The sequence below is a fragment of the Vogesella aquatica genome (assembly GCF_028548455.1).
Taxonomy (GTDB): Bacteria; Pseudomonadota; Gammaproteobacteria; order Burkholderiales; family Chromobacteriaceae; genus Vogesella; species Vogesella aquatica.
In genome coordinates this window covers 130,957-150,585 of sequence record NZ_JAQQLF010000005.1, presented here as the reverse complement: position 1 = coordinate 150,585, position 19,629 = coordinate 130,957, and the positions used below count along the sequence as shown (strand labels likewise).

Below are 19,629 nucleotides of genomic sequence, written 5' to 3'. Positions count from 1 at the left end.
GCATTGGCCACGCAACAAGGCCGCGCCCCGGGCGCGGCCTTGTTGTTTTCATCGCCCGGGTGGCTAGGGGCTATACCATAGCTCTTTGCGTTGTAGCGGTGTTTCCGCCGGTAGCAAGGGATTGTCCAGCCGGATGACCACCCGCTTGTTCAGCTGCAGCCGGCGCAGGGCGCCTGCATGGAACTGCCGGAACAGGCGATCGAAGCTGCCGTCGGCGATGGCACGCTCCAGCCCGCTTTCCAGTATGCCTGCCAAGGTCTTGTTGCCCGGCGCCACAAAGAAGTAGAACGCCGTGGGGTAGTGGATCAGGATATGCGGGTCGATGCTGATACCGCTATTGCGATGCGCTTGGTACTCGTTTTCCACCTCGATCACAGCGCGTGGGAAATAATCGAAACGTTGCTGGTTCAGCATGCTGAATAGCGGCTCGTAGTCGGACGAGGTCAGTACGGTCAGGCCGGCTGCGCGCAGGATATTCACGTCCGGCCAGTCATGGCCTTGGCCGGCGCTATAGGCGCGCAGGTCATTGATATTATGCACATCGGCCAGCAGTTGTTCCCGGCCTTCCCCCAGCAGGGCAACCCGCCAGCCTATCAGCCCCTTGTACAGCGGGATGCGTACCGGCTGAAGCTGGTGTTCACGCTCTTTGCTGGTCATCGTCCATAGCAGGTCTATGCTGCTGTCCGGGCGCTGCAACTGCAGGATGGCGCGGCTTTGTACCATCGGGCGGGCAGCTTGCAGCTTGCAGTTTTCACCGGCCTTGGTGCAGGCCAGGCGCAGCAGCCCCAGCATGTACTGCTGTTGCGGGTCGTTGGCAGTAGCCAGTAGCGGGTAACGGATGGTAATGGCCGCCTGGCTGCAGGCTGTTAGCAACACACACAGCCAGGCGATATGGCGCAGCGATAACATGATAAAGGCCTCCATTGCCGTAACATTGCATCATAGGGTCATATCCCTGATCTGCATAAATTACCGCAGACCAGGGCCTGCACCCATGATGGGCGACTTACTGGATGATGCCGCCGCCCAGGCAGATATCGCCGTCGTACAGCACGGCAGACTGGCCAGGTGTTACCGCCCACTGTTTGTCGCTAAAGGTCAGCGTGGCTTTGCCATCCACTACCGGCGACAGGCTGCACGGCGCATCGGCCATGCGGTAGCGGTTTTTGGCGGCGTAGCTGCCGGCAGCGGGTGCCTGTGGCAGCGTCCACGACAGGTCGTCCATCTGCAGCGTCGGCTTCAGCAGCAGCGGGTGGTCGTGGCCCTGTACGACGATCAGACGGTTGGCCGCCATGTCCTTGCCGGCTACAAACCACGGGTCGCCGGTGCCATCCTTGGCGCCGCCGATGTTCAGGCCCTTGCGCTGGCCCAGGGTGTAAAACATCAGGCCAACGTGCTCGCCTACCACTTTGCCGTCTGGTGTCACCATCTCGCCCGGCTTGGTGGGCAGGTAACGCTGCAGGAACTCGCGGAACGGGCGTTCGCCGATAAAGCAGATGCCGGTGGAGTCTTTCTTGCCGGCAGTGGGCAGGCCGGCCTCTTCGGCCAGGCGGCGTACTTCGGTTTTATGGATATCGCCCAGCGGGAACATGGCACGCGCCAGCTGGTGCTGCTGCAGACGGTACAGGAAGTAGCTCTGGTCTTTGGTGTGGTCCACACCCTTCATCAGGTAGTGCAGACCGCCCTGTTCCAGCTTGCGGGCGTAATGGCCGGTGGCGATACAGTCGGCACCCATGGCCATGGCGTAGTCCAGAAAAGCCTTGAACTTGATCTCTGCGTTGCACAGCACGTCCGGGTTGGGGGTGCGGCCGGCCGAGTATTCTTTCAGGAAGTACGAAAACACGCGGTCTTTGTATTCCTTGGCAAAGTTCACGATTTCCATATCGATGCCGACAATGTCGGCCACGCTCATCGCGTCCAGCGCATCCTGCTTGATGGAGCAGTACTCGTCGTCGTTATCGTCTTCCCAGTTTTGCATGAACACGCCGATAACCTCGTGGCCTTGCTGCTTCAGCAGCCAGGCTGTTACCGATGAATCCACACCGCCGGACATGCCGACAACAATACGTTTCTTACCCGTCACGGGGAAAATCCTTCCTTCCAAAGTGCAAGAGGCACCACCACCGGTGGTGCCCCGAAATGTCGGAACCAGCTATCCATTACCCACATCTGGTCACTGTCGATATCCTGCAGCGCCACGGCATGGTGCTCATCAAGCAGCAGCGGGGCGCGAAACACATCGGCCGATGGCCGGTGATAGCGCAGTAGCCGGTGATCCTGCAGCAGGGCCAACAGGCCGTGCAGATTATGCGTGTGGTCGATGCAGTCCATGCGGCCTATCAGGCGGGCGTCTTCATGGTTACCGCCCTGGTCTTCTGCAATAGGCAGCACCTGCGCGACGATCTGGTAATACGCCAGCACCACATCCTGCAGCGCGGCACGTTCCTCGGCCGCGTTGTCGGCCTGGCGCAGACGTTGTTCGAACCAGATCAGGGCATCGGGCTGCAAATCAATGGCACTGCTGCGATCGCAACCGTAATGGTAACAGAGGGTTAGCACCTCTGCACCGGCCCGCGGGGCGGGCAGGGCAAGGCATAACAATAAAAGCAGGGCTGCCCGGCGCATGCTGGCTAGCGGCCGTGGTGATAAATGCAGGCCAGCGGCAGGCGCTGACCTGCCAGGTAGTCATCCAGGCAGCGGCCCACCAGCGGGCTGCGCCACATGGCTTGTCGTGCGCGGATCTCATCCGGTGTCAGCCAGACGGCCTCTACGATGCCCTCGTCCAGCTGGCTGCGTGTCGGTTGGCCAGCGGCCTGGCACACGAAGGCAAAGCGCAGATAGGTGATACCGCTGCTATCGTCTTTGTCTGCCAGGTAAATACCGCTTAGTGCCACAGGGTTGGCCGCATAGCCGGTTTCTTCCAGCGCTTCACGCGCTACCGCCTGCAACAGCGTTTCGCCGTATTCCAGGTGGCCAGCCGGCTGGTTCAGGCGCAGGCCGTGTTCGGTGTTTTCACACACCATCAGGAAGCGGCCATCGCGTTCGATGATGGCGGCCACGGTGGTGTTGGGTTTCCACTGCGTATCGGGAGTAGGGCTGCTCATATCAATTGACAATCGTTATCATTTGTTTCTAATATACACGTATTGCGACTTATTCTTAATCATCAACGGGTGCTGCCATGTACGTTTGCCTTTGCCACGGTGTAACCGACCGCGACATTCGCCAGGCTGTCTTTGACGGCGCCGTCACCATGCGCGATCTGGCGCGTGAGCTGGGCGTAGCCACCGAGTGCGGCCGCTGCGCCTGCAGCGCCAACCAGGTGCGCAAGCAAAGCCTGCTGCAAATCAGCGAACCCGAGCTGGTAGCAGCCTGATTTTTCTGCAGAACCAGCCGCATTTCTATTGCATTTTGGCGCTTGCCGCCACGCTTGTCATTGCATAAATCTGTGCCATAATCCGTGCAATTCGATATAGCAGGAGGTCACGGCCATGCAAGGCGACAAGAAAGTCATCAAGTTTCTGAACCAGATCCTCAAAACCCAGCTTACCGCCATCAACCAGTACTTCCTGCACGCCCGCATCTTCAAGAATTGGGGCCTGAAAGAGCTGAACGAGCACGAATACCACGAATCCATCGTGGAAATGAAAAACGCCGACAAGCTGATCGAGCGCATCCTGTTCCTGGAAGGCCTGCCCAATCTGCAAGACCTGGGCAAGCTGTACATTGGCGAGAACACCCAGGAGATCCTGGAATGTGACCTGAAACTGGACACCGAAAGCCTGCCGCTGCTGAAAGACGCCATCGCCTACTGCGAGTCGGTAAAAGACTACGTCACCCGCGACCTGCTGACCAGCGTGCTTGATAGCGAAGAAGAGCACATCGACTGGCTGGAAACCCAGCTGGGCCTGATCGAAAAACTGGGCCTGGCCAACTACCAGCAGAGCATGATCGAAGACTGAGCGTCTTCAGCCGTATTGCCGTAAAAAAAGCCCGTCGGATGACGGGCTTTTTTCATACCAATTGCCAAAGGCGACTGTAATACCACATCGAAATAGGCTTTTCTTTATGACTTGTTTGGCGTTGAATTTATAGAAAGATGGCTTTAATTTGTAAATGGCATAAAATGTCATTTACATGAGGTGAGCCGGCAAGAATAATGGGCAAACTGAATTTCTACTCGGTTTGCTTGCATGCCCACCCTTGAGATAGAAACAGACAATACCGCCAGCCATCATGCACCAGCACCAGACCTTGGCTTGCTTGGCCTAGTGTTGCTGGCCCAATTCCACGGCGTTGCCGCTGACCCGGCGCAGTTGGCACACCAGTTTGCCGCTGGCAGCCAGCCCTTCAGCGAAACCGATCTATTGCTGGCAGCCAAGTCGCTGTCACTCAAAGCCTCTATTGTCAAACAGCCCCTTGCCCGCTTGGCACGGGTCAATCTGCCAGCCATGGTGCTGCGTGATGACGGCCAGCAGCTGATTCTGGCCCGCGTTGAAGGCGACAAATTTCTGGTCCACGACTTGAAAGCCGGCCGCCCGCAAGTCTTGTCTGATAGCGACTTTGCCGCACGCTACCAGGGTCGGCTGTTGTTGATGACCTCGCGTGCCTCGGTCGCCGGTGTGCTGGCCAAGTTCGACTTCACCTGGTTTATCCCGGCCATCGTCAAATATCGCCGGCTTTTGCTGGAAACACTGGCCGTATCGTTGGTCTTGCAACTGTTTGCGCTGATTACCCCGCTGTTTTTCCAGGTAGTGATGGATAAGGTGCTGGTGCACCGTGGCTTTACCACGCTGGACGTGATCACCGTGGGCCTGTTGGTGATCTCGGTATTCGACATCCTGCTGTCGGCGCTGCGCAGCTATGTGTTTTCGCATACCACCAGCCGTATCGATGTCGAGCTGGGCGCACGCCTGTTCCGTCACCTGCTGGCTTTGCCGCTGGCTTACTACGAAGCTCGGCGCGTGGGCGATACGGTGGCGCGGGTACGCGAGCTGGAAAACATCCGCAACTTTCTTACCGGTCAAGCGCTCACCACAGTGCTGGACCTGCTGTTCTCGGTGGTCTTCCTGGCGGTGATGTTCTACTACAGCGGCTGGCTCACGCTCATCGTGCTGGTCTCGCTGCCGTGCTATGCCATCTGGTCTGCGTCGCTTACCCCATTGCTGCGCCAACGGCTGGACGACAAGTTTGCCCGCGGTGCCGACAACCAGGCCTTTCTGGTGGAATCGGTCGGCGGCATGGCCACCGTCAAGGCTATGGCGGTGGAGCCGCACATGACCCGCCGTTGGGACCAACAGTTGGCTGCCTATGTGGCCGCCAGCTTCCGCGTCACCCGGCTAGCCAATATTGGCCAACACGGTGTGCAGCTGATCCAGAAACTGGTCACCGTCGCTACGCTGTGGTTGGGTGCCCGCCTGGTCATTGATGGTGAGCTGTCTGTGGGGCAGCTGGTGGCTTTCAACATGCTGGCCGGCCAGGTGGCCGCGCCCGTCATTCGCCTGGCCCAGTTGTGGCAAGACTTTCAGCAGGTTGGCATCTCGGTAGAACGCCTGGGGGACATCCTCAATACCCGCACCGAGCTGCCCGCCAGCCGCGCAGCGCTGCCCCCTATCCAGGGGCAAATCGCGTTTGACGATGTCAGCTTTCGTTACCGTGCCGACGGCCCCGAAATCCTCAAAGGCCTCAGCCTGCTGATCCGCCCCGGCGAGATCATCGGCATCGTTGGCCGCAGCGGCTCAGGCAAAAGCACGCTGACCAAACTGGTACAGCGCCTGTATGTGCCAGAGCGTGGCCGGATACTGATAGACGGCAACGACCTGGCATTGGCCGACCCGGCCTGGCTGCGCCGCCAGATCGGCGTGGTGCTGCAAGAAAACCTGCTGTTCAACCAGAGCGTGCGCGACAACATCGCCCTGGCCGACCCAGGCATGCTGCTGGAGCGCGTTATCCAGGCCGCCAAGCTGGCTGGCGCGCACGACTTCATCATGGAGCTGGCCGAAGGTTACGACACCATTGTTGGTGAACACGGCAGCAATCTGTCCGGCGGCCAACGCCAGCGCATCGCCATCGCCCGGGCGCTGGTAGGCAACCCGCGCATCCTGATTCTGGACGAGGTCACCAGTGCCCTCGATTACGAGTCCGAGCGGGCGGTGATGCAGAACATGCGCGTCATCTGCCACGGCCGCACCGTACTCATCATCGCCCACCGCCTGTCCACCGTCCGCCACGCCCACCGCATTGTGGCCATGGACAAAGGGCAGATCGTGGAAGGCGGCCTCCATGACGACCTCATCCGCAAACCGGGTGGCTATTACGCCCACCTGCATAGCCTGCAGCAAGGATAAGCACCATGAAACACTGGCTACAGGGCCTCACCGATTTCTGGCAACGCTACCGGCAAGCCTTCGTCCACAGCTGGGCCATGCGCGCCGAGCTGGCCCCCGTACCGCGCACCCGTGAAGAGCTGGCGTTTATGCCTGCCCACCTGGCGCTCACCGACACCCCGGTATCGCCGCTGCCGCGCTGGAGCATGCGCCTGATCGTGGCGCTGTTTGGCATTGCCCTGCTGTGGGCCTGGTTTGGCCAGCTCGACATCGTGGCGGTAGCCGACGGCAAAACTGTGAGCGGCGGCCGCACCAAAACCATCCAGCCGCTGGAAACCGCCGTCGTACGCAGCATTCACGTACGCGATGGCCAGTACGTGCGCGCCGGGCAAACCCTGCTGACGCTGGGCGGCAGCGACAGCGACAGCGACGTACGCAAAACTCGTGACAGCCTGCAAGCGGCCAACCTGGCCGCCGCCCGGTACCGCAGCCTGTTAGCCGCGCAGGCCAGCGGCACCGCCCCGCAGTTGGGCGCGGTAGCCGGTGCCGACGCGAGCGCCCTGCAGGCAGAGCAGGCACTGGCCAGCGGCCAGTGGCAAGCCTACCTCAGCAAGCGCGATGCGCTGGCGGCCACCCTGCGTCAGCGCGAAGCCGAGCTGGCCACCACCCAACAGCTGATTGCCAAGCTGCAAGCCACCAGCCAGCTGGCCGACGCCCGCGAGCAGGACTTCAAAAACCTGCTGGAACAGAACTTCATCTCCAAACACGCCTGGCTGGAAAAACAGCAAGCCAAGCTGGAACAGCGCAGTGACCTGGCCGCCCAGCAAAGCCGTGCCGTCGAAATCCAGGCCGCCATCCAGAACCAGCGCCAGGAGTTGGCCGCACTCAGCGCCAGCTTCCGTAGCGATGCACTGGACCAGCTGCGTCAGGCTGAAGATCAGGCGCGCCAGTATCAGCAAGACAGCAGCCGCAGCCAACAGCGCCAGGCCTGGATGACGCTTACCGCCCCGGTAGCCGGTACCGTGCAACAGCTGACGGTGCACACCGTGGGCGGCGTAGTGACCGAGGCGCAACCGCTGCTGGCCATCGTGCCGGACAAGGAAACGCTGGAAGTAGAAGCCATGGTGCAAAACAAGGACATTGGCTTTGTACGGGTGGGGCAGCCGGTGACGGTGAAAGTGGAAAGCTTCCCCTACACCCGTTACGGCTACCTGGAAGGCAAGGTGGAAAGCATCAGCCACGACGCGCTGCAGGACGAAAAGCGCGGCTTGGTGTACCAGGCCCGCGTACGGCTGCCTAAAACGTGGCTGCTGGTAGACGGCACCCGGGTCAACCTGACGGCCGGGATGGTGGTGAGTGCGGAAATAAAGACCGGGAAGCGGCAGGTGATGGATTATTTTTTGAGTCCGCTAAAAGCTAATTTGGCGGAGAGTAATCGAGAACGATAGAAGTGAAAATGTATTTCTTATTGTGTATTGGTTGGAGTTGAGATGAAAAGAATCATTATTGCCTTGCTGGTTATTGCTGTCGCATTTTATGCAATGTCAGACAGGGGTGAAAATATTGTCTTCATAAAAAAACACACAACAGGTTTTTTTGAAATTGAATACTGTCCCGTTTTCTTTAAGTCATCCAGTCAGGTTGTTCGTTTTAGCTTCTTCCCTGGAGAGACTGATGCAAAAGTTATTTTTGCATCAATTGGTACATTGGCTGCCAAAGGGGAGGTGATATTTATTGATGACGTGGAAGATAAAAAACTAACCTACAGAAAGAGTGATATGTATCGCCCCTATATATGGGATGGCAATGTGCGCATTACCGATGATTTTCCTTGGGGGAATAAATGTCGCCGTTATAAATTATTAGTGAAGGAGCCGTTTGATGAAGATTTGCAGATAAGTCTGTGGAGTAGAGGTGGATAATGATTTGCATTTTACAGGTGGTAAATTAAGTATATTCGGTAATGTACGCTTTGAATGATATGATATTTTAAATTCCCGTGTTCGTGAGTGGTTTAAAAGGCGCTAATGGTTGGAAGGGTAATATTCTTGCTGTTGATTTTGGAATTTTCTGACTGAATTATTTTGTATTAAAGGTGAAAATTCTATGCGGTTTGCTGTCCAGTCCCGGACGATTACGCACCTGCTTTTTGAACAGTTCGGGATGTGATTTCTGCCACTGTTTCATCGCCAGCAATGGTGTCTGATGCGCCAGCATCCTTTGCGGCAGATGCTGGTTGTACAACAAGACATAACGCAGCAGCGTCGCCTCCAGATCTTGCCCAGACTCAAAGCGGTGCGTGGCCAGCACCTCACTGATACGCCCGTTGAAGCGCTCTACCATGCCATTCGTCTGCGGGTGGCGAGGCTTGGTTAACCGGTGCTCGATCGCCAGCGCTACGCACAGCTGATCGAATTCATGGTGACCGCTGGCCTGCTTCTGCTTATTGAACAGACGGTCGGTGAACTCGCTACCGTTATCTGTCAGCAGGGTGCGGATGTGGCATGGGCTGGCTTTATGCAGCGCCGCCAAGAATTGCCTGGCCTCTTTCGCCGTCTTGCTCGGGCGTAGCTGGGCAAATACCCACCGGGTAGCGCGGTCGATGGCGACAAACAGATAGCGGCGCGAGGTTTCATCCGGCATTTGCGGCAAGTATTTGATATCCATGTGGAAATAGCCAGGCTCGTAGGCTTTGAATGGCTTGCTGGCCGGGGTGATTGGCCGCGTATCCAGATCGCGCAAGTTACCTACACCGTGCCGACGCAGACAGCGGTCCAGGCCGGAGCGGGAGACGCCCGGATTGAGGAATTCGCGTACGACGACAAGCAGATCGTCCAGGCCCAGACGGCAAAGCTTTCGCAGCTCAACCGCCACGATTTCTTGCGCCGGGCTGAGGGTAGTCTGCAGGCGGTGGGCGGTATGGGGCTGGTCCAACACGCTGTCGCGTTGCTTCCACTTGCGGATGGTGTGGATGCTGACATTGAAGCGTGCGGCCAACTCGGCAAGCGTGCCGGTAGCGTGCTTGATTTCCTCGCGGATAGCGGGGGTGGTGCGGGCTTGTTTGTGCAGTTTGACGATCATGGGTTGGGTGCTCGGGAGAGTTGTAGCAGGATACCCATGACTTCTCGTGCTGTGTTCAGTTTGAGTAGCCGATTGCTTATATGATCGTCAGGGATGCGACATGTCAGCGATAACGGCGAATTGTTTACCTTGCAAGAAGTGGGCGTCGCCAGCCTGAATACCGCTTTTACCAATACCAACACCGCCCTGAACGGTGGCAACATCCTCGCTCAGCAAGGCAGCTACACCCGTGCGGACGGCAATACTGCCCAAATGGGAGACGTGAACTTTGTAGCTGACACCAAATACACTGACTACAAGCAAGCCGATGCCACACTGGATATCGAAAAGCTACTGCTGCAGCTATCCCTGCCCAATCTTCGTGGTTACGGCCGCCTGAAGGATCTGAATGTGGCCGCAATGGAAAGTGCACCATTGCGCAGCATACTTATCCAGTATCGTGATGCCCCGACCAAAGCGGCGCAGTTTGCACTAATCGATGCCTTGATTGATGAATGGGTCAAGACAGACCCGCAGTACAAGCCTGTGAAGTTCATGGCGGCAATGCAAGACTCAAGGTCTAGCAACGTTATCGTTGTTGATAGCCCTGAAAATTTTCAGCAGATCATTATTGGGGAAAGTATCGACGAAGGGGAGTATGCCCGCAAAGTCGCTATTTCGAATGCATTCAATGGTACCAACCTGACAGAAATTTACCTGCGTAGCGACCTGGTAGCCGAATTCAAAAAGCAATTTGACGGGTTCTACAATCAGCTAAAGGAAAGCCTGTACGGGACAATTCTGCCCCAGACTAGAGCCGGTGCCATCTTCAGCGAGATCGTTCAGTTCATTCCGTACACACAGGATAATGGCGAGCGCCTTTATGCCCTGCCTTCGGATGGCGGCAATAAGCTACGCAGTTATTTTGATATCCAGTATCAAAAGAAGGGTGCGCAGAGCATTGTTGAGCTGTCTGACTACATTCTGCAAACCAGCAAAACTGGTAAATTTGATGCCAATCTCTCACTACTACTCGGCCAAGTACTAGACCAGCAAGTAAGCCTGGCACAGCAATCTGGTGAGTTGGAAACAATCAGGCCATATGTTGCCTCCAGTGCGTCACTCGGTGGCGGTATCAAGTTAGGTGGTATTGGAAACGAGACTGTCAATGGCACTAGTGGTAATGATGTCTTGTTTGGTTTGGCTGGTAACGACGTACTGAATGGAGGTGCCGGTGATGACACCCTCGAAGGCGGCGACGGCGACGACGTACTCAACGGCAACGACGGCGCCGACATCCTGCGTGGTGGCGCGGGTAACGACACCCTGACCACCGACTGGTGGGCGTGGAACAACACCTTCGAAGGCGGTGCCGGCAACGACAAGATGGTAGGCAGTTACGCCAAGGACACCTACGTGTTCAACTTGGGCGATGGCCAGGACACCATTATTGACTCGGCGGCCCAGTACCGAGACTACGCAGACTGGAATGCCAATTACCACGATGAGTTGCGCTTTGGTGCCGGTATCAGTAGTGATCAATTATGGTTTAGCCGCAGTGGCAATGATCTCCAAGTCAGTGTTGTTGGTACGGAAGATCAAGTCACTATCACCAACTGGTACGCAGACAAGGCTTGTCAGATTGAAACTGTACGCGCTGGCGATGGAAAGGCGCTGTTGTCTAGCCAGGTCCAGAACCTGGTTAGCGCCATGGCAAGCTTTAGTCCTGCTGCTGCTGGTCAAGTGACGCTGAGTGCTGACTATCGAGAGGCGCTACAAACAGTACTTGTTGCTAACTGGAAGTAAGGCCTGGCCAGCCCTATTGGCTAGCTGTAAATAAGAACCCCGCCATTTGGCGGGGTTTGTCTTGTGCGGCCAACCTTTGCGGCCAACCTTACTGCGCGGCGGAGGCCTCGGCCGGGGCGGGTTCTTCCGGCTCCTGCCATGGCAGCGCTACGTTGTGGTTGTTTACTTTCAGGATGCCTTCGTTGAACAACAGGCTGGTACTGATCTGGCCCCCTTCGCGGCGGATCAGCTTCTGCGCGGCCCATTCGTCCAGCTGGGCAGACAGCAGGCTGCGCGCCAGGGCGTCGATTTCTTCCAGGTTCGGCTGCTCTTCGGCGCTGGCGTCCACGGTAAACAGGTTGCGTGCTTGCGCTACTACCAGGTTTTCCAGGGTTTGCTGCGGCAGCTCGATATTGGCCTGTGCGGTAAAGCGCTTCAAGAATAGCAGGGTGTTTTTCAGGTCGCTCTGCTGGAAGCCTTTCAGCGCCAGGCTGCCGCTGGCTTGCGCCACGCCGCTAGGCATTTTGAGGTAGAAGGCATTCACCATCAGCTTCGGGTCGTTCTGCAGCAGGGGCAGGCCTTCTTTCACGATGGTGTCGAGGTATTTCTTGCGCAGCTGCGCGGGCTCCAGGCCCTGGAAGGGCAGCTTGCCCAGCGCGTCGTCCAGTTTTACCAGGGTAGGGCCGTGCAGGTGGTTGGCCGAAATGTCCAGCTTGAACGGGCCGTACACGCTGTCGTTGTAGGCAAAACGCTCGAAATCCAGCTTGCCGCGGGTGTTGACGAAGTCGTCCTGCTCGCTGGTGACAATCTGGTACTTCAGCTTGGACAGGCCCACGTTGGACGGACGGAACTCGCCGGACGGGTTGATGAACTCGCCCACGCGCACGCGGCCCACCAGGTAGATCAGCTCGTTCAGCTTGATGCTATAGGGGATGGCTTCGTTCCAGTTGAGCTTGATGTCGCCCACCGTCAGCTCGCTGCTGCCCAGCTTTACCCCGCTGCTGCCGGGGCGGACTTCGGACAGGTACTTCACGCTGTCGAAGGCAAAGCGGCCTTTCGGGCCGGCTTCCAGCGTAAAGCCCGGGCTGGTGGATTCGACGTGGTATTCCTTGTAGCCGGCCTGGTAATTGACTTTCAGGTCAAAGCCTTTCCAGTTCATTTTTACGCCAGCCAGCGTTTCTTCGTAGTCGAAGGTCGGGATAGAGACCGCCAGCTCGCCACCACCGGTCAGGCCCAGGCGGTTGACCACCGTAATGGGTGGCGCGTCGCCAAAGAAGCGTTGCAGGGTCTTGCGCGTGGCATCGCTCATGTCGAACTCGGTGCGCACAATGGCGCGCGCCGGGCGCAAGTCCATGTCGAACAGGCCGGGTAGCAGGCCGTGGCGGACCTGGTGGCGGTAGCGCAGCGTGCCGCCTAGCAGCGGGCGCAGGTTTTCCGGCAGCAGGCCGATGTAGGGGCCTAGCAGCTGCTGGTTCAGCGCCAGCTCGGTGGTTTCTTCGGACGAGAACCAGCCGCGCTCGTACTGGTGCGATTTCACCGTGAATACCGACATCGCGGCAATCATGCGGTGCTGTTCGGCCAGGGTTTCTTCGGCCTTGATGCCCGCCCAGTAGGCAAAGCCACTGTACAGTACGAAGGCACCGGCGATGCCGGCGGCAGCCAGTTTGAGGTGTTGCTTGTTAACGTTCACGATCCGGCCTGAAAAACGAAATGAACAGGCATCTTACAATACCTGCGCCGGCTTATGAATCGGCATGCAGGCCGATGTTGGCCGCAGCACCCTTGTGCGTTGAATTTTCATGGCATTTTGCGCGGTTTTCTGAGCATTAGGCTGGCGAATGTGCTGGGTTTCAATAAAGCAATAGGTGTAAAATGAGGCATTGTCTCTACGTACCATGAGGTTTGACGCATAAATGGAATGGCTTAACGGTCTGATCGACCTGCCCTGGTGGGGCTATATCGTGGTGGCGCTGGTGCTGACCCACATCACCATTGCCTCTGTCACCATTTTCCTGCACCGCCATCAGGCGCACCGTGCGCTGGACTTGCACCCGATTCCTAGCCATTTCTTCCGTTTCTGGCTATGGCTGACTACCGGCCAGGTTACCAAGGAGTGGGCTGCCATCCACCGCAAACACCATGCGCGTTGCGAAACTGCCGAAGACCCGCACAGCCCGCAAGTACTGGGTATCGACAAGGTACTGTGGCAAGGCGCCGAGCTGTACCGTACCGCCTGCCAAGACCGCAGCATCATGGAAAAATTCGGCCACGGCACGCCGGACGACTGGCTGGAGCGCCACGTGTACACCGGCCAGACCGGCAAGGGTATCTTGCTGATGCTGGTGATCGACCTGGTATTGTTCGGTGCCGCCGGTCTGGCGATCTGGGCGGTGCAAATGGCCTGGATCCCGTTCTTTGCCGCTGGTGTGATCAACGGCATTGGCCACTACTGGGGCTACCGCAACTTCGAAAACGAAGATGCCTCTACCAATATCGTGCCTTGGGGCATCCTGATCGGTGGTGAAGAGCTGCACAACAACCACCACACCTTTGGCACCTCGGCCAAGCTGTCGTACAAGTGGTTCGAGTTTGATATTGGCTGGATGTATATCCGCATCATGGAAATCCTGGGCCTGGCCAAGGTACGCAAGGTAGCGCCGCGCCTGGTGCAGACTGCGGCCAACCCGCAGCTGGATCTGGATCAGCTGCAAGCCATCATCGCCAACCGCTACGCCGTAGCGGCCCGCTATGCGCGCGAGCTGAAGGACGTGTACCGTGCCGAGGCCGCCAAGATCCAGCTGCCGGAGCTGGGTAATACCGACCTGGCACGCAAGATGAAGGTATGGCTGAAGCAGGACGCCAAAGACACTCCGATGGCCGAGCGTGCCCAGTTGGCCGCCGTACTGGCCAAGAGCCAGGTGCTGAACACCGTGTACAGCATGCGCCAGGAGCTTACCCGCCTGTGGGAGCGTTCTTCGCTGAGCCGTGACGAGCTGCTGAAAGAGCTGCAGGACTGGTGCAACCGCGCCGAGGCCAGCGGTATCGAATCGCTGCAGCGCTTTGCACAAAGCCTGCGAACTGCCGCGGTAGCCTAATCCCGCTACCAGCCGAAAGCGCCGCCTTATGCGGCGCTTTTTTTATTGCAGCCGGCGCAGCTGCGCTACAATCCGCGCTTTCCCTTGTTATTGCTACAGGAGCTGCCATGAGTATCTATCGTCATCTGCCGGGTAAACGCATGTCCGAAGCCGTGGTGGTCAACGGCCTGATCTACACCGTACAGGTGCCGGAAAGCGGCCAGGGCAACGCCCGCGAGCAGACGGCAGAAACCCTGGCGCTGGTAGACAAGGTGCTGGCAGAGCTCGATAGCGACAAGACCCGCATTATTGAAGCCACCATTTTCATGCCGGACCTGGCCGAATTCGACCAGATGAACGAAGCCTGGGACGCCTGGGTAGCCGAAGGCCACGCGCCGGTGCGCTGCACGGTAGGTGCCAAGCTGGCGCACCCGGACTGGAAGGTAGAGATCCGCATTGTGGCCGCGCGCTAGGTTTTTGCGGCGGTAAAAACAACAAGGGCAAGGTCGCCAGACCTTGCCCTTGTTGCATGCTGCGGCCAACGTTGGCCGCACGGGGGCGCCGTGTTAGTGCCCGGCGTCCACCACCGGTGCGGCCCCGGCTGCCGCCTTGGGCGGGCGCGCCAGCCACACCAGGCCGGTGAGCAGCAGGAATAGCCCCGCCGCCAGCCAGAAGATTTCGTTGGCGCCGATAAACAGCCCCTGGCGGCTGATGTCGCGCGTCAGCAGGGCGGCGGCCTGCTCCTGGCTTAGCCCCAGCTGCTGCATGCCAGCCAGCGTCTGGCGCGTGCTGTCGTCGTACAGGCTGATGCGGTCGGTGAGCTGCACATGATGAATGCCTTCGCGATGCTCCCACTGCCAGGTGGTGAGCGAGGCGCCCACCGAGCCGGCCAGCGTACGCAGAAAGTTGGACAGGCTGGACGCACTGGCCAGCTGTTGCGGCTTCATGTTTGACAGCGTGATGGTGGTCAGCGGCATGAAGAAACCCGCCAGCGCGATACCCTGCACAAACTGCGGCCACACCACGTCGGCAAAGGTCATGTCCGGGTTAAAGGTGACCGCGCGCCACCAGAAGCACAGGGCAAACACCAGAAAGCTCACCGTGACCACCCAGCGCATATCCAGCCGCTGGGCGTTCTTGCCGATGACCGGCGACAGCAGCACGGGCAGAATGCCCACCGGCGCGGTGGCCAGGCCGGCTTCGGTGGCGGTAAAGCCCATCTGCGTCTGCATCAGCAGCGGCATCAGCACGATGGCGCCAAAGTACAGCATGAAGCCCACGCTGACCGAAATCACCCCCACGGTAAAGTTGCGGTCACGGAACAGCGACAGGTCGATTACCGGGTGCTTGTCGGTGAGTTCCCACACCACCAGGTAAGACAGGCTCAGCAGCGCCACCACGCCGTACAGCATGATTTCGCCAGAGTGGAACCAGTCCAGCTCCTTGCCGCGGTCCAGCATCATCTGCAGGCAGCCCACGCCCAGCACCAGCAGCGTGAGGCCAAGCTTGTCGATAGGCAGCTGCAGGATAGTGGTTTCGCGGTGGCGCAGCTCGCGCCAGCTCAGCCACGCGGCTACCACGCCTACCGGCACGTTGATGAAGAAAATCCAGCTCCAGTGCCAGTTGTCCGACAGCCAGCCGCCCAGAATCGGGCCGAAAATCGGCGCCACGATGATGGTCATGGTCCACAGCGCCATGGCGATGGCGCGCTTTTCCGGCGGGTAGCTCTGCAGCAGCAGGCTCTGCGACAGCGGAATCATCGGCCCCGCCAGCGCGCCCTGCAGCACGCGGAACAGGATCAGCAGCTCCAGGCTGGGGGCGATGCCGCACAGCAGCGACGACAGCACAAAGCCAATGGTGGCAATCAGGAATAACCGTACTTCGCCCAGCTTTTTGGCCAGCCAGCCGGTAATGGGTACCGCAATGGCGTTGGCCACGCCAAACGAGGTAATCACCCAGGTCCCCTGGCTGGTGGACGCACCCAGGTCGCCGGCGATAGTGGGGATGGCTACGTTGGCGATGGTGGTGTCCAGCACCTGCATGAAGGTCGCCAGCGACAGCGCCAGCGTTACCAGCGTGCGCGAGCGCCCTTGTAGCGGGGGATGTGCCATGCAGCCTCCTTATTTGCCGATGTTGGCCGCAACAATTTGCGCTACGCGGCGGTCGGCTTCGGCCAGTTTGCCGTCGAATACATTGGTCGCCAGTACTGGCGCGGCTTTGGGAGCGGCGCTCAGCAAGGGGCCATCCTGCTGGCTGGTGTCCACGCTGACGTGCATGGACAAGCCCAGGCGTAGCGGGTGGGCTTTCAGCTCGGCCGGGTCCAGCGTAATGCGCACCGGCACGCGCTGTACCACCTTGATCCAGTTACCGGTGGCGTTTTGCGCCGGCAGCAGCGAGAACACGCTACCGGTGCCTGCCCCCAGGCCGGCCACTTTGCCGTGGTAGGTCACATCGTCGCCGTACTGGTCGGCGTGCACCTCTACCGGCTGGCCGATGCGCAGGTCTTGCAGCTGTACTTCCTTGAAGTTGGCATCCACCCAGGCGCTATCCAGCGCGGCGATGGCCATCAGCGGGGTGCCAGGGGCTATACGGGCACCGGGTTGGGCGCTGCGGCGGGCGATTTGCCCGGCCAGCGGGGCGCGAATCTCGGTGCGCGACAGGGCCAGCCAGGCTTCGCGTACGGCGGCGGCAGCACGGGCGACGGCGGGTTGTTTCTCTGCGCTATCGGCCAGTACCAGGGCGCGGCTGGCTTTTTGGTCTTCGCGCGCGGCATTCAGCGCGGCCGTAGCGGCCGCCAGCTGGGCGCGGGCGGCGTTGGCCGCATCGCGGGCGTGCTGGACTTCTTCTTGCGCGATGGCTTGTTCTTTGGCAGCGGCCTCACGGCGTGCCAGGTCACCGGCGCTGCGGGTGGCGTCGGCCTGGGCGCGGGCCAGGTCGGCTTCGCGCTGGGTCACTACCGCGTCGGCCTTGCCGCTCACCGAAATCAGCTGGCGGGTCTGGCGTACCGCCTGGGCCAGGTCGGCTTCGGCGCGGGCCAGAGCCAGGGTGGCATCGCTTTTGTCCAGGCTCACCAGTACATCGCCGGCCTGCACGGTGTGGGTGTCGTCAGCGTGAACGGCACGGATGCTGCCTGCCACCTGGGCGGAGATGGGAATCAGGTTGCCTGCCGCGTAGGCATCGTCGGTGCTTTGGTGATGGCGCAGTGCCACAAACCAGTAGGCACCGCCGGCCAGGCCGGCCAAAGCCAGCGCCAGGGTCAGGCGGGTGAGGGCGGTACGGCGGGCGTTCGGCTGCTGTTGGTCCATCGTGTTTTCCATGTTTTGTCCTTTCGATAGCGCAGCGCTTAGCTGGCGGCGCGCTGGCTACCCAGCGCACGCAACAGTGCGGCCTGCGCTTGCAGGCGTTGGGCACGGGTTTCGAGTGTGGTGAGGCGGGCCTGCGTGTAGCGGCGGTTTTCTGCCAGCCACTGGCTGCGCGATACCAGGCCGCTTTGCAGGCGAGCTTGCAGTACGCGTGCGGCTTCGTGGCGCGCGGCCTGGGCTGCCTGGGCCTGGCTTTCGGCCTGGTTCAGGTTGTGTAGCTGGCTGCTGCGGTCGGCGGTTTCCTGGATGGCGGCCAGCAGCGTCTGGTTGTACTGCGCCACGGCTTGCTCGTAGTCGGCGGTGCGGCCGGACAGGCGGGCATTCAGCTCGCCATTGCTGAAAATGGGTAGCGTCAGCGCCGGGGCAAAGCGCAGCAGGCGGGCGCCGGGGTCCAGCAAATTGGATAGCTCGGCCGACGATAGTGCGGCCAGGCTGCCGATACGCAGATCGGGGTAAAAGTCGGCACGTGCGGCGCGCATCGTGGCGCTAGCGGCTTCTACGCGCTCGCGGGCCGCCTGGATATCAGCACGCTGCCCCAGCATGGCGGTACTGTACTGGCTGCTGTCCAGCTGCCATTGCGGCAGCGGGGCGTCGGGCAGCTGGGCCAGGCTGGTTTGTGCTTGTGCCGTGAGGGCGGCCAGTGCGTGGCTGGCCTGCGCTTCGCGTTGGCTGGCGCGGGCCAGGCGCTCGCGGCTTTCAGCCAGCTGGGCTTGCAGCTGCGCCAGCTCTTCCGGCGCGGCCAGGCCGTGTTTGCTGCGCGTCTGGCTGTTTTGCAGCAGCGCTTCGGCCTGGGACAGATCCTCGCGCAGCAGCTGCAGGGCGTGCTGGGCAGCGCGCCACTCCAGATACTGGCTGCTCACGGCCCAGGCTAGCCATTGGCGTGCGTCGTCGGCTTCCAGCTCGGTGGCACGGGCCTGGCCGCGTGCAGCAGCGAGCTGGGCGCGGGTTTTACCCCAGAAATCGAAGCGGTAGCTGATGTCCAGGCCGAGTGTTTCCAGGTTGGTATAGATACCGCGGTAGGCGGGCGGGTTGTTACCGTATTCGGAGCTGCGTTCGCGGGTAAAGCTGGCGCTGCCGTTGACGCGCAGGCCATCGCTGCTGGCAACGCTGTCGCTGCTGGCGCGGGCGGCACGTAGCTTGGCATCGGCCATGGTCAGGCGCGGGCTGCGTGCCAGTGCCACCGATACCAGTTTGTCCAGTACCGGGTCGTTCATGGCCGACCACCAGTTGGCCGCAATGTGCGGGTTGGCCGCTTGCACGGCCAGGGTTTCTGCACTGAGCAGGCTGGCGGAGGGCGGCGCCACATCCGGCGTGGCACAGCTGGCCAGCAGCAGGCTGAGTGGCAGTACGGCCAGGGGGGGCATGCGGGTATTGATGTTACGCATGTAATTATCACCTGCGTTACTAGTTGGGCGTCAAAAAACCGGCCGTTTTACACGAGCCGGCTCTATCTTAATCAAGGCAATACTATTGCAAATGCTTCCAATCTGTATGAAACAGAATGTATCAGCCGCCTACCTTGCGCAAGAGCTTGCGCAGCATGCCATCCAGCAGGGCGCGCTCTTCGGGGCTGAAATCCTGCCATAGCTCGCGCATGCGCTGGCGCTGTTCCGGCATGACCATGGCGATAAAGGCCAGGCCTTTTTCGGTGAGGATCAGCTCGGTCTTGCGGCGGTCTTCCTGCGAAGGCAGCCGCTGCATCATGCCGCGCTGGCACAGGTCGTCTACCACGCGGGTGGCGTTGGTGCGCGAAAACGCCAGCGCATCCGATAACTCGGACGGGCTGATGCGCTGCTCTGGCCGCGAGTACAGCACCATCAGCGCCATCCACGTGGTTTCGTTCATATCGTGGCACTTCAGCGTTTCGTTGAAGTAGCCGGTAAGGTAGGGCTGGATATGAAAGAACAGCCGGGTGAGCAGCACTTCTTCGCGCGGGGCGCCGGGCATCTTGCGCGAGATGGTGTCCACGGCTTGTTCGCACGGGATGAAGCTATTGCAGCAGGTAGGGTATTCGGACATGGC

General features: G+C 59.8%; 18 protein-coding genes. 8 read left to right on the top strand and 10 right to left on the bottom strand.

The features are described 5' to 3' along the window. Nucleotides 1–63: 63 nt before the first annotated feature. From PQU95_RS04845 to PQU95_RS04830, 4 genes are all read right to left on the bottom strand, one after another. Entirely contained in the window at nt 64–909 is an 846-nt protein-coding gene (locus PQU95_RS04845; protein WP_272750942.1) for a type 2 periplasmic-binding domain-containing protein, read from the bottom strand. Nucleotides 910–1,006: 97 nt separating this feature from the next. Further along, a complete protein-coding gene (gene mnmA, locus PQU95_RS04840) occupies nt 1,007–2,092 on the bottom strand; it encodes a tRNA 2-thiouridine(34) synthase MnmA (protein ID WP_308446604.1) in 1,086 nt (361 codons plus the stop codon). Next, nucleotides 2,080–2,559, bottom strand: a complete 480-nt coding sequence (locus PQU95_RS04835; protein ID WP_272750940.1) for a hypothetical protein — start codon at nt 2,557–2,559, stop codon at nt 2,080–2,082. The genes mnmA and PQU95_RS04835 overlap by 13 nt, the downstream gene beginning before the upstream one ends. A gap of 71 nt (nt 2,560–2,630) precedes the next feature. Continuing rightward, on the bottom strand, nt 2,631–3,104 hold the full coding sequence (locus PQU95_RS04830) for an NUDIX hydrolase (RefSeq protein ID WP_272750939.1): 474 nt from the start codon (nt 3,102–3,104) through the stop codon (nt 2,631–2,633). 77 nt (nt 3,105–3,181) lie between these two features. On the opposite strand from PQU95_RS04830, the gene PQU95_RS04825 reads away from it, so the two are divergent. The 5 genes from PQU95_RS04825 (at nt 3,182) to PQU95_RS04805 (ending at nt 8,248) form a co-directional block, all read left to right on the top strand. Further along, nucleotides 3,182–3,376 (top strand): (2Fe-2S)-binding protein, encoded by a 195-nt coding sequence (locus PQU95_RS04825; protein WP_272750938.1) that lies wholly within the window; start codon nt 3,182–3,184, stop codon nt 3,374–3,376. Between the two features lie 115 nt (nt 3,377–3,491). After that, nucleotides 3,492–3,962 carry a bacterioferritin gene (gene bfr / locus PQU95_RS04820; protein WP_272750937.1) on the top strand — a complete coding sequence of 157 codons (471 nt, stop codon included), beginning with the start codon at nt 3,492–3,494 and terminating at the stop codon, nt 3,960–3,962. A gap of 231 nt (nt 3,963–4,193) precedes the next feature. After that, nucleotides 4,194–6,347 (top strand): type I secretion system permease/ATPase, encoded by a 2,154-nt coding sequence (locus tag PQU95_RS04815; protein WP_272750936.1) that lies wholly within the window; start codon nt 4,194–4,196, stop codon nt 6,345–6,347. A gap of 5 nt (nt 6,348–6,352) precedes the next feature. Next, complete coding sequence (locus PQU95_RS04810; protein ID WP_272750935.1) at nt 6,353–7,774, top strand: HlyD family type I secretion periplasmic adaptor subunit; 1,422 nt, start codon at nt 6,353–6,355, stop codon at nt 7,772–7,774. 42 nt (nt 7,775–7,816) lie between these two features. Beyond that, nucleotides 7,817–8,248 carry a hypothetical protein gene (locus PQU95_RS04805; RefSeq protein ID WP_272750934.1) on the top strand — a complete coding sequence of 144 codons (432 nt, stop codon included), beginning with the start codon at nt 7,817–7,819 and terminating at the stop codon, nt 8,246–8,248. Nucleotides 8,249–8,405: 157 nt separating this feature from the next. Here PQU95_RS04805 and PQU95_RS04800 read toward each other — a convergent pair whose 3' ends face one another. Continuing rightward, complete coding sequence (locus PQU95_RS04800) at nt 8,406–9,407, bottom strand: IS481 family transposase (RefSeq protein WP_272750933.1); 1,002 nt, start codon at nt 9,405–9,407, stop codon at nt 8,406–8,408. Nucleotides 9,408–9,500: 93 nt separating this feature from the next. On the opposite strand from PQU95_RS04800, the gene PQU95_RS04795 reads away from it, so the two are divergent. After that, nucleotides 9,501–11,192: a calcium-binding protein gene (locus PQU95_RS04795; RefSeq protein WP_272750932.1), complete on the top strand. Its 1,692-nt coding sequence runs from the start codon at nt 9,501–9,503 to the stop codon at nt 11,190–11,192. Between the two features lie 88 nt (nt 11,193–11,280). On the opposite strand, the gene PQU95_RS04790 is transcribed toward PQU95_RS04795, so the two are convergent. Continuing rightward, complete coding sequence (locus PQU95_RS04790; protein WP_272750931.1) at nt 11,281–12,861, bottom strand: YdgA family protein; 1,581 nt, start codon at nt 12,859–12,861, stop codon at nt 11,281–11,283. 223 nt (nt 12,862–13,084) lie between these two features. On the opposite strand from PQU95_RS04790, the gene PQU95_RS04785 reads away from it, so the two are divergent. Together PQU95_RS04785 and PQU95_RS04780 are read left to right on the top strand one after the other, a co-directional pair. After that, the gene (locus PQU95_RS04785) at nt 13,085–14,266 is read left to right on the top strand and encodes a DesA family fatty acid desaturase (RefSeq protein WP_272750930.1); all 1,182 of its coding nucleotides are present in this window, start codon (nt 13,085–13,087) and stop codon (nt 14,264–14,266) included. A gap of 107 nt (nt 14,267–14,373) precedes the next feature. Continuing rightward, nucleotides 14,374–14,718 carry a RidA family protein gene (locus tag PQU95_RS04780; RefSeq protein ID WP_026107885.1) on the top strand — a complete coding sequence of 115 codons (345 nt, stop codon included), beginning with the start codon at nt 14,374–14,376 and terminating at the stop codon, nt 14,716–14,718. 93 nt (nt 14,719–14,811) lie between these two features. On the opposite strand, the gene PQU95_RS04775 is transcribed toward PQU95_RS04780, so the two are convergent. The 4 genes from PQU95_RS04775 to PQU95_RS04760 form a co-directional block, all read right to left on the bottom strand. Beyond that, nucleotides 14,812–16,356, bottom strand: a complete 1,545-nt coding sequence (locus PQU95_RS04775) for a DHA2 family efflux MFS transporter permease subunit (RefSeq protein ID WP_272750929.1) — start codon at nt 16,354–16,356, stop codon at nt 14,812–14,814. A gap of 9 nt (nt 16,357–16,365) precedes the next feature. After that, nucleotides 16,366–17,550 carry an HlyD family secretion protein gene (locus PQU95_RS04770; RefSeq protein ID WP_272750928.1) on the bottom strand — a complete coding sequence of 395 codons (1,185 nt, stop codon included), beginning with the start codon at nt 17,548–17,550 and terminating at the stop codon, nt 16,366–16,368. Between the two features lie 38 nt (nt 17,551–17,588). Beyond that, a complete protein-coding gene (locus tag PQU95_RS04765; RefSeq protein WP_272750927.1) occupies nt 17,589–18,992 on the bottom strand; it encodes an efflux transporter outer membrane subunit in 1,404 nt (467 codons plus the stop codon). Between the two features lie 121 nt (nt 18,993–19,113). Next, nucleotides 19,114–19,626: a MarR family transcriptional regulator gene (locus tag PQU95_RS04760; RefSeq protein ID WP_017508483.1), complete on the bottom strand. Its 513-nt coding sequence runs from the start codon at nt 19,624–19,626 to the stop codon at nt 19,114–19,116. Nucleotides 19,627–19,629 lie beyond the last annotated feature (3 nt).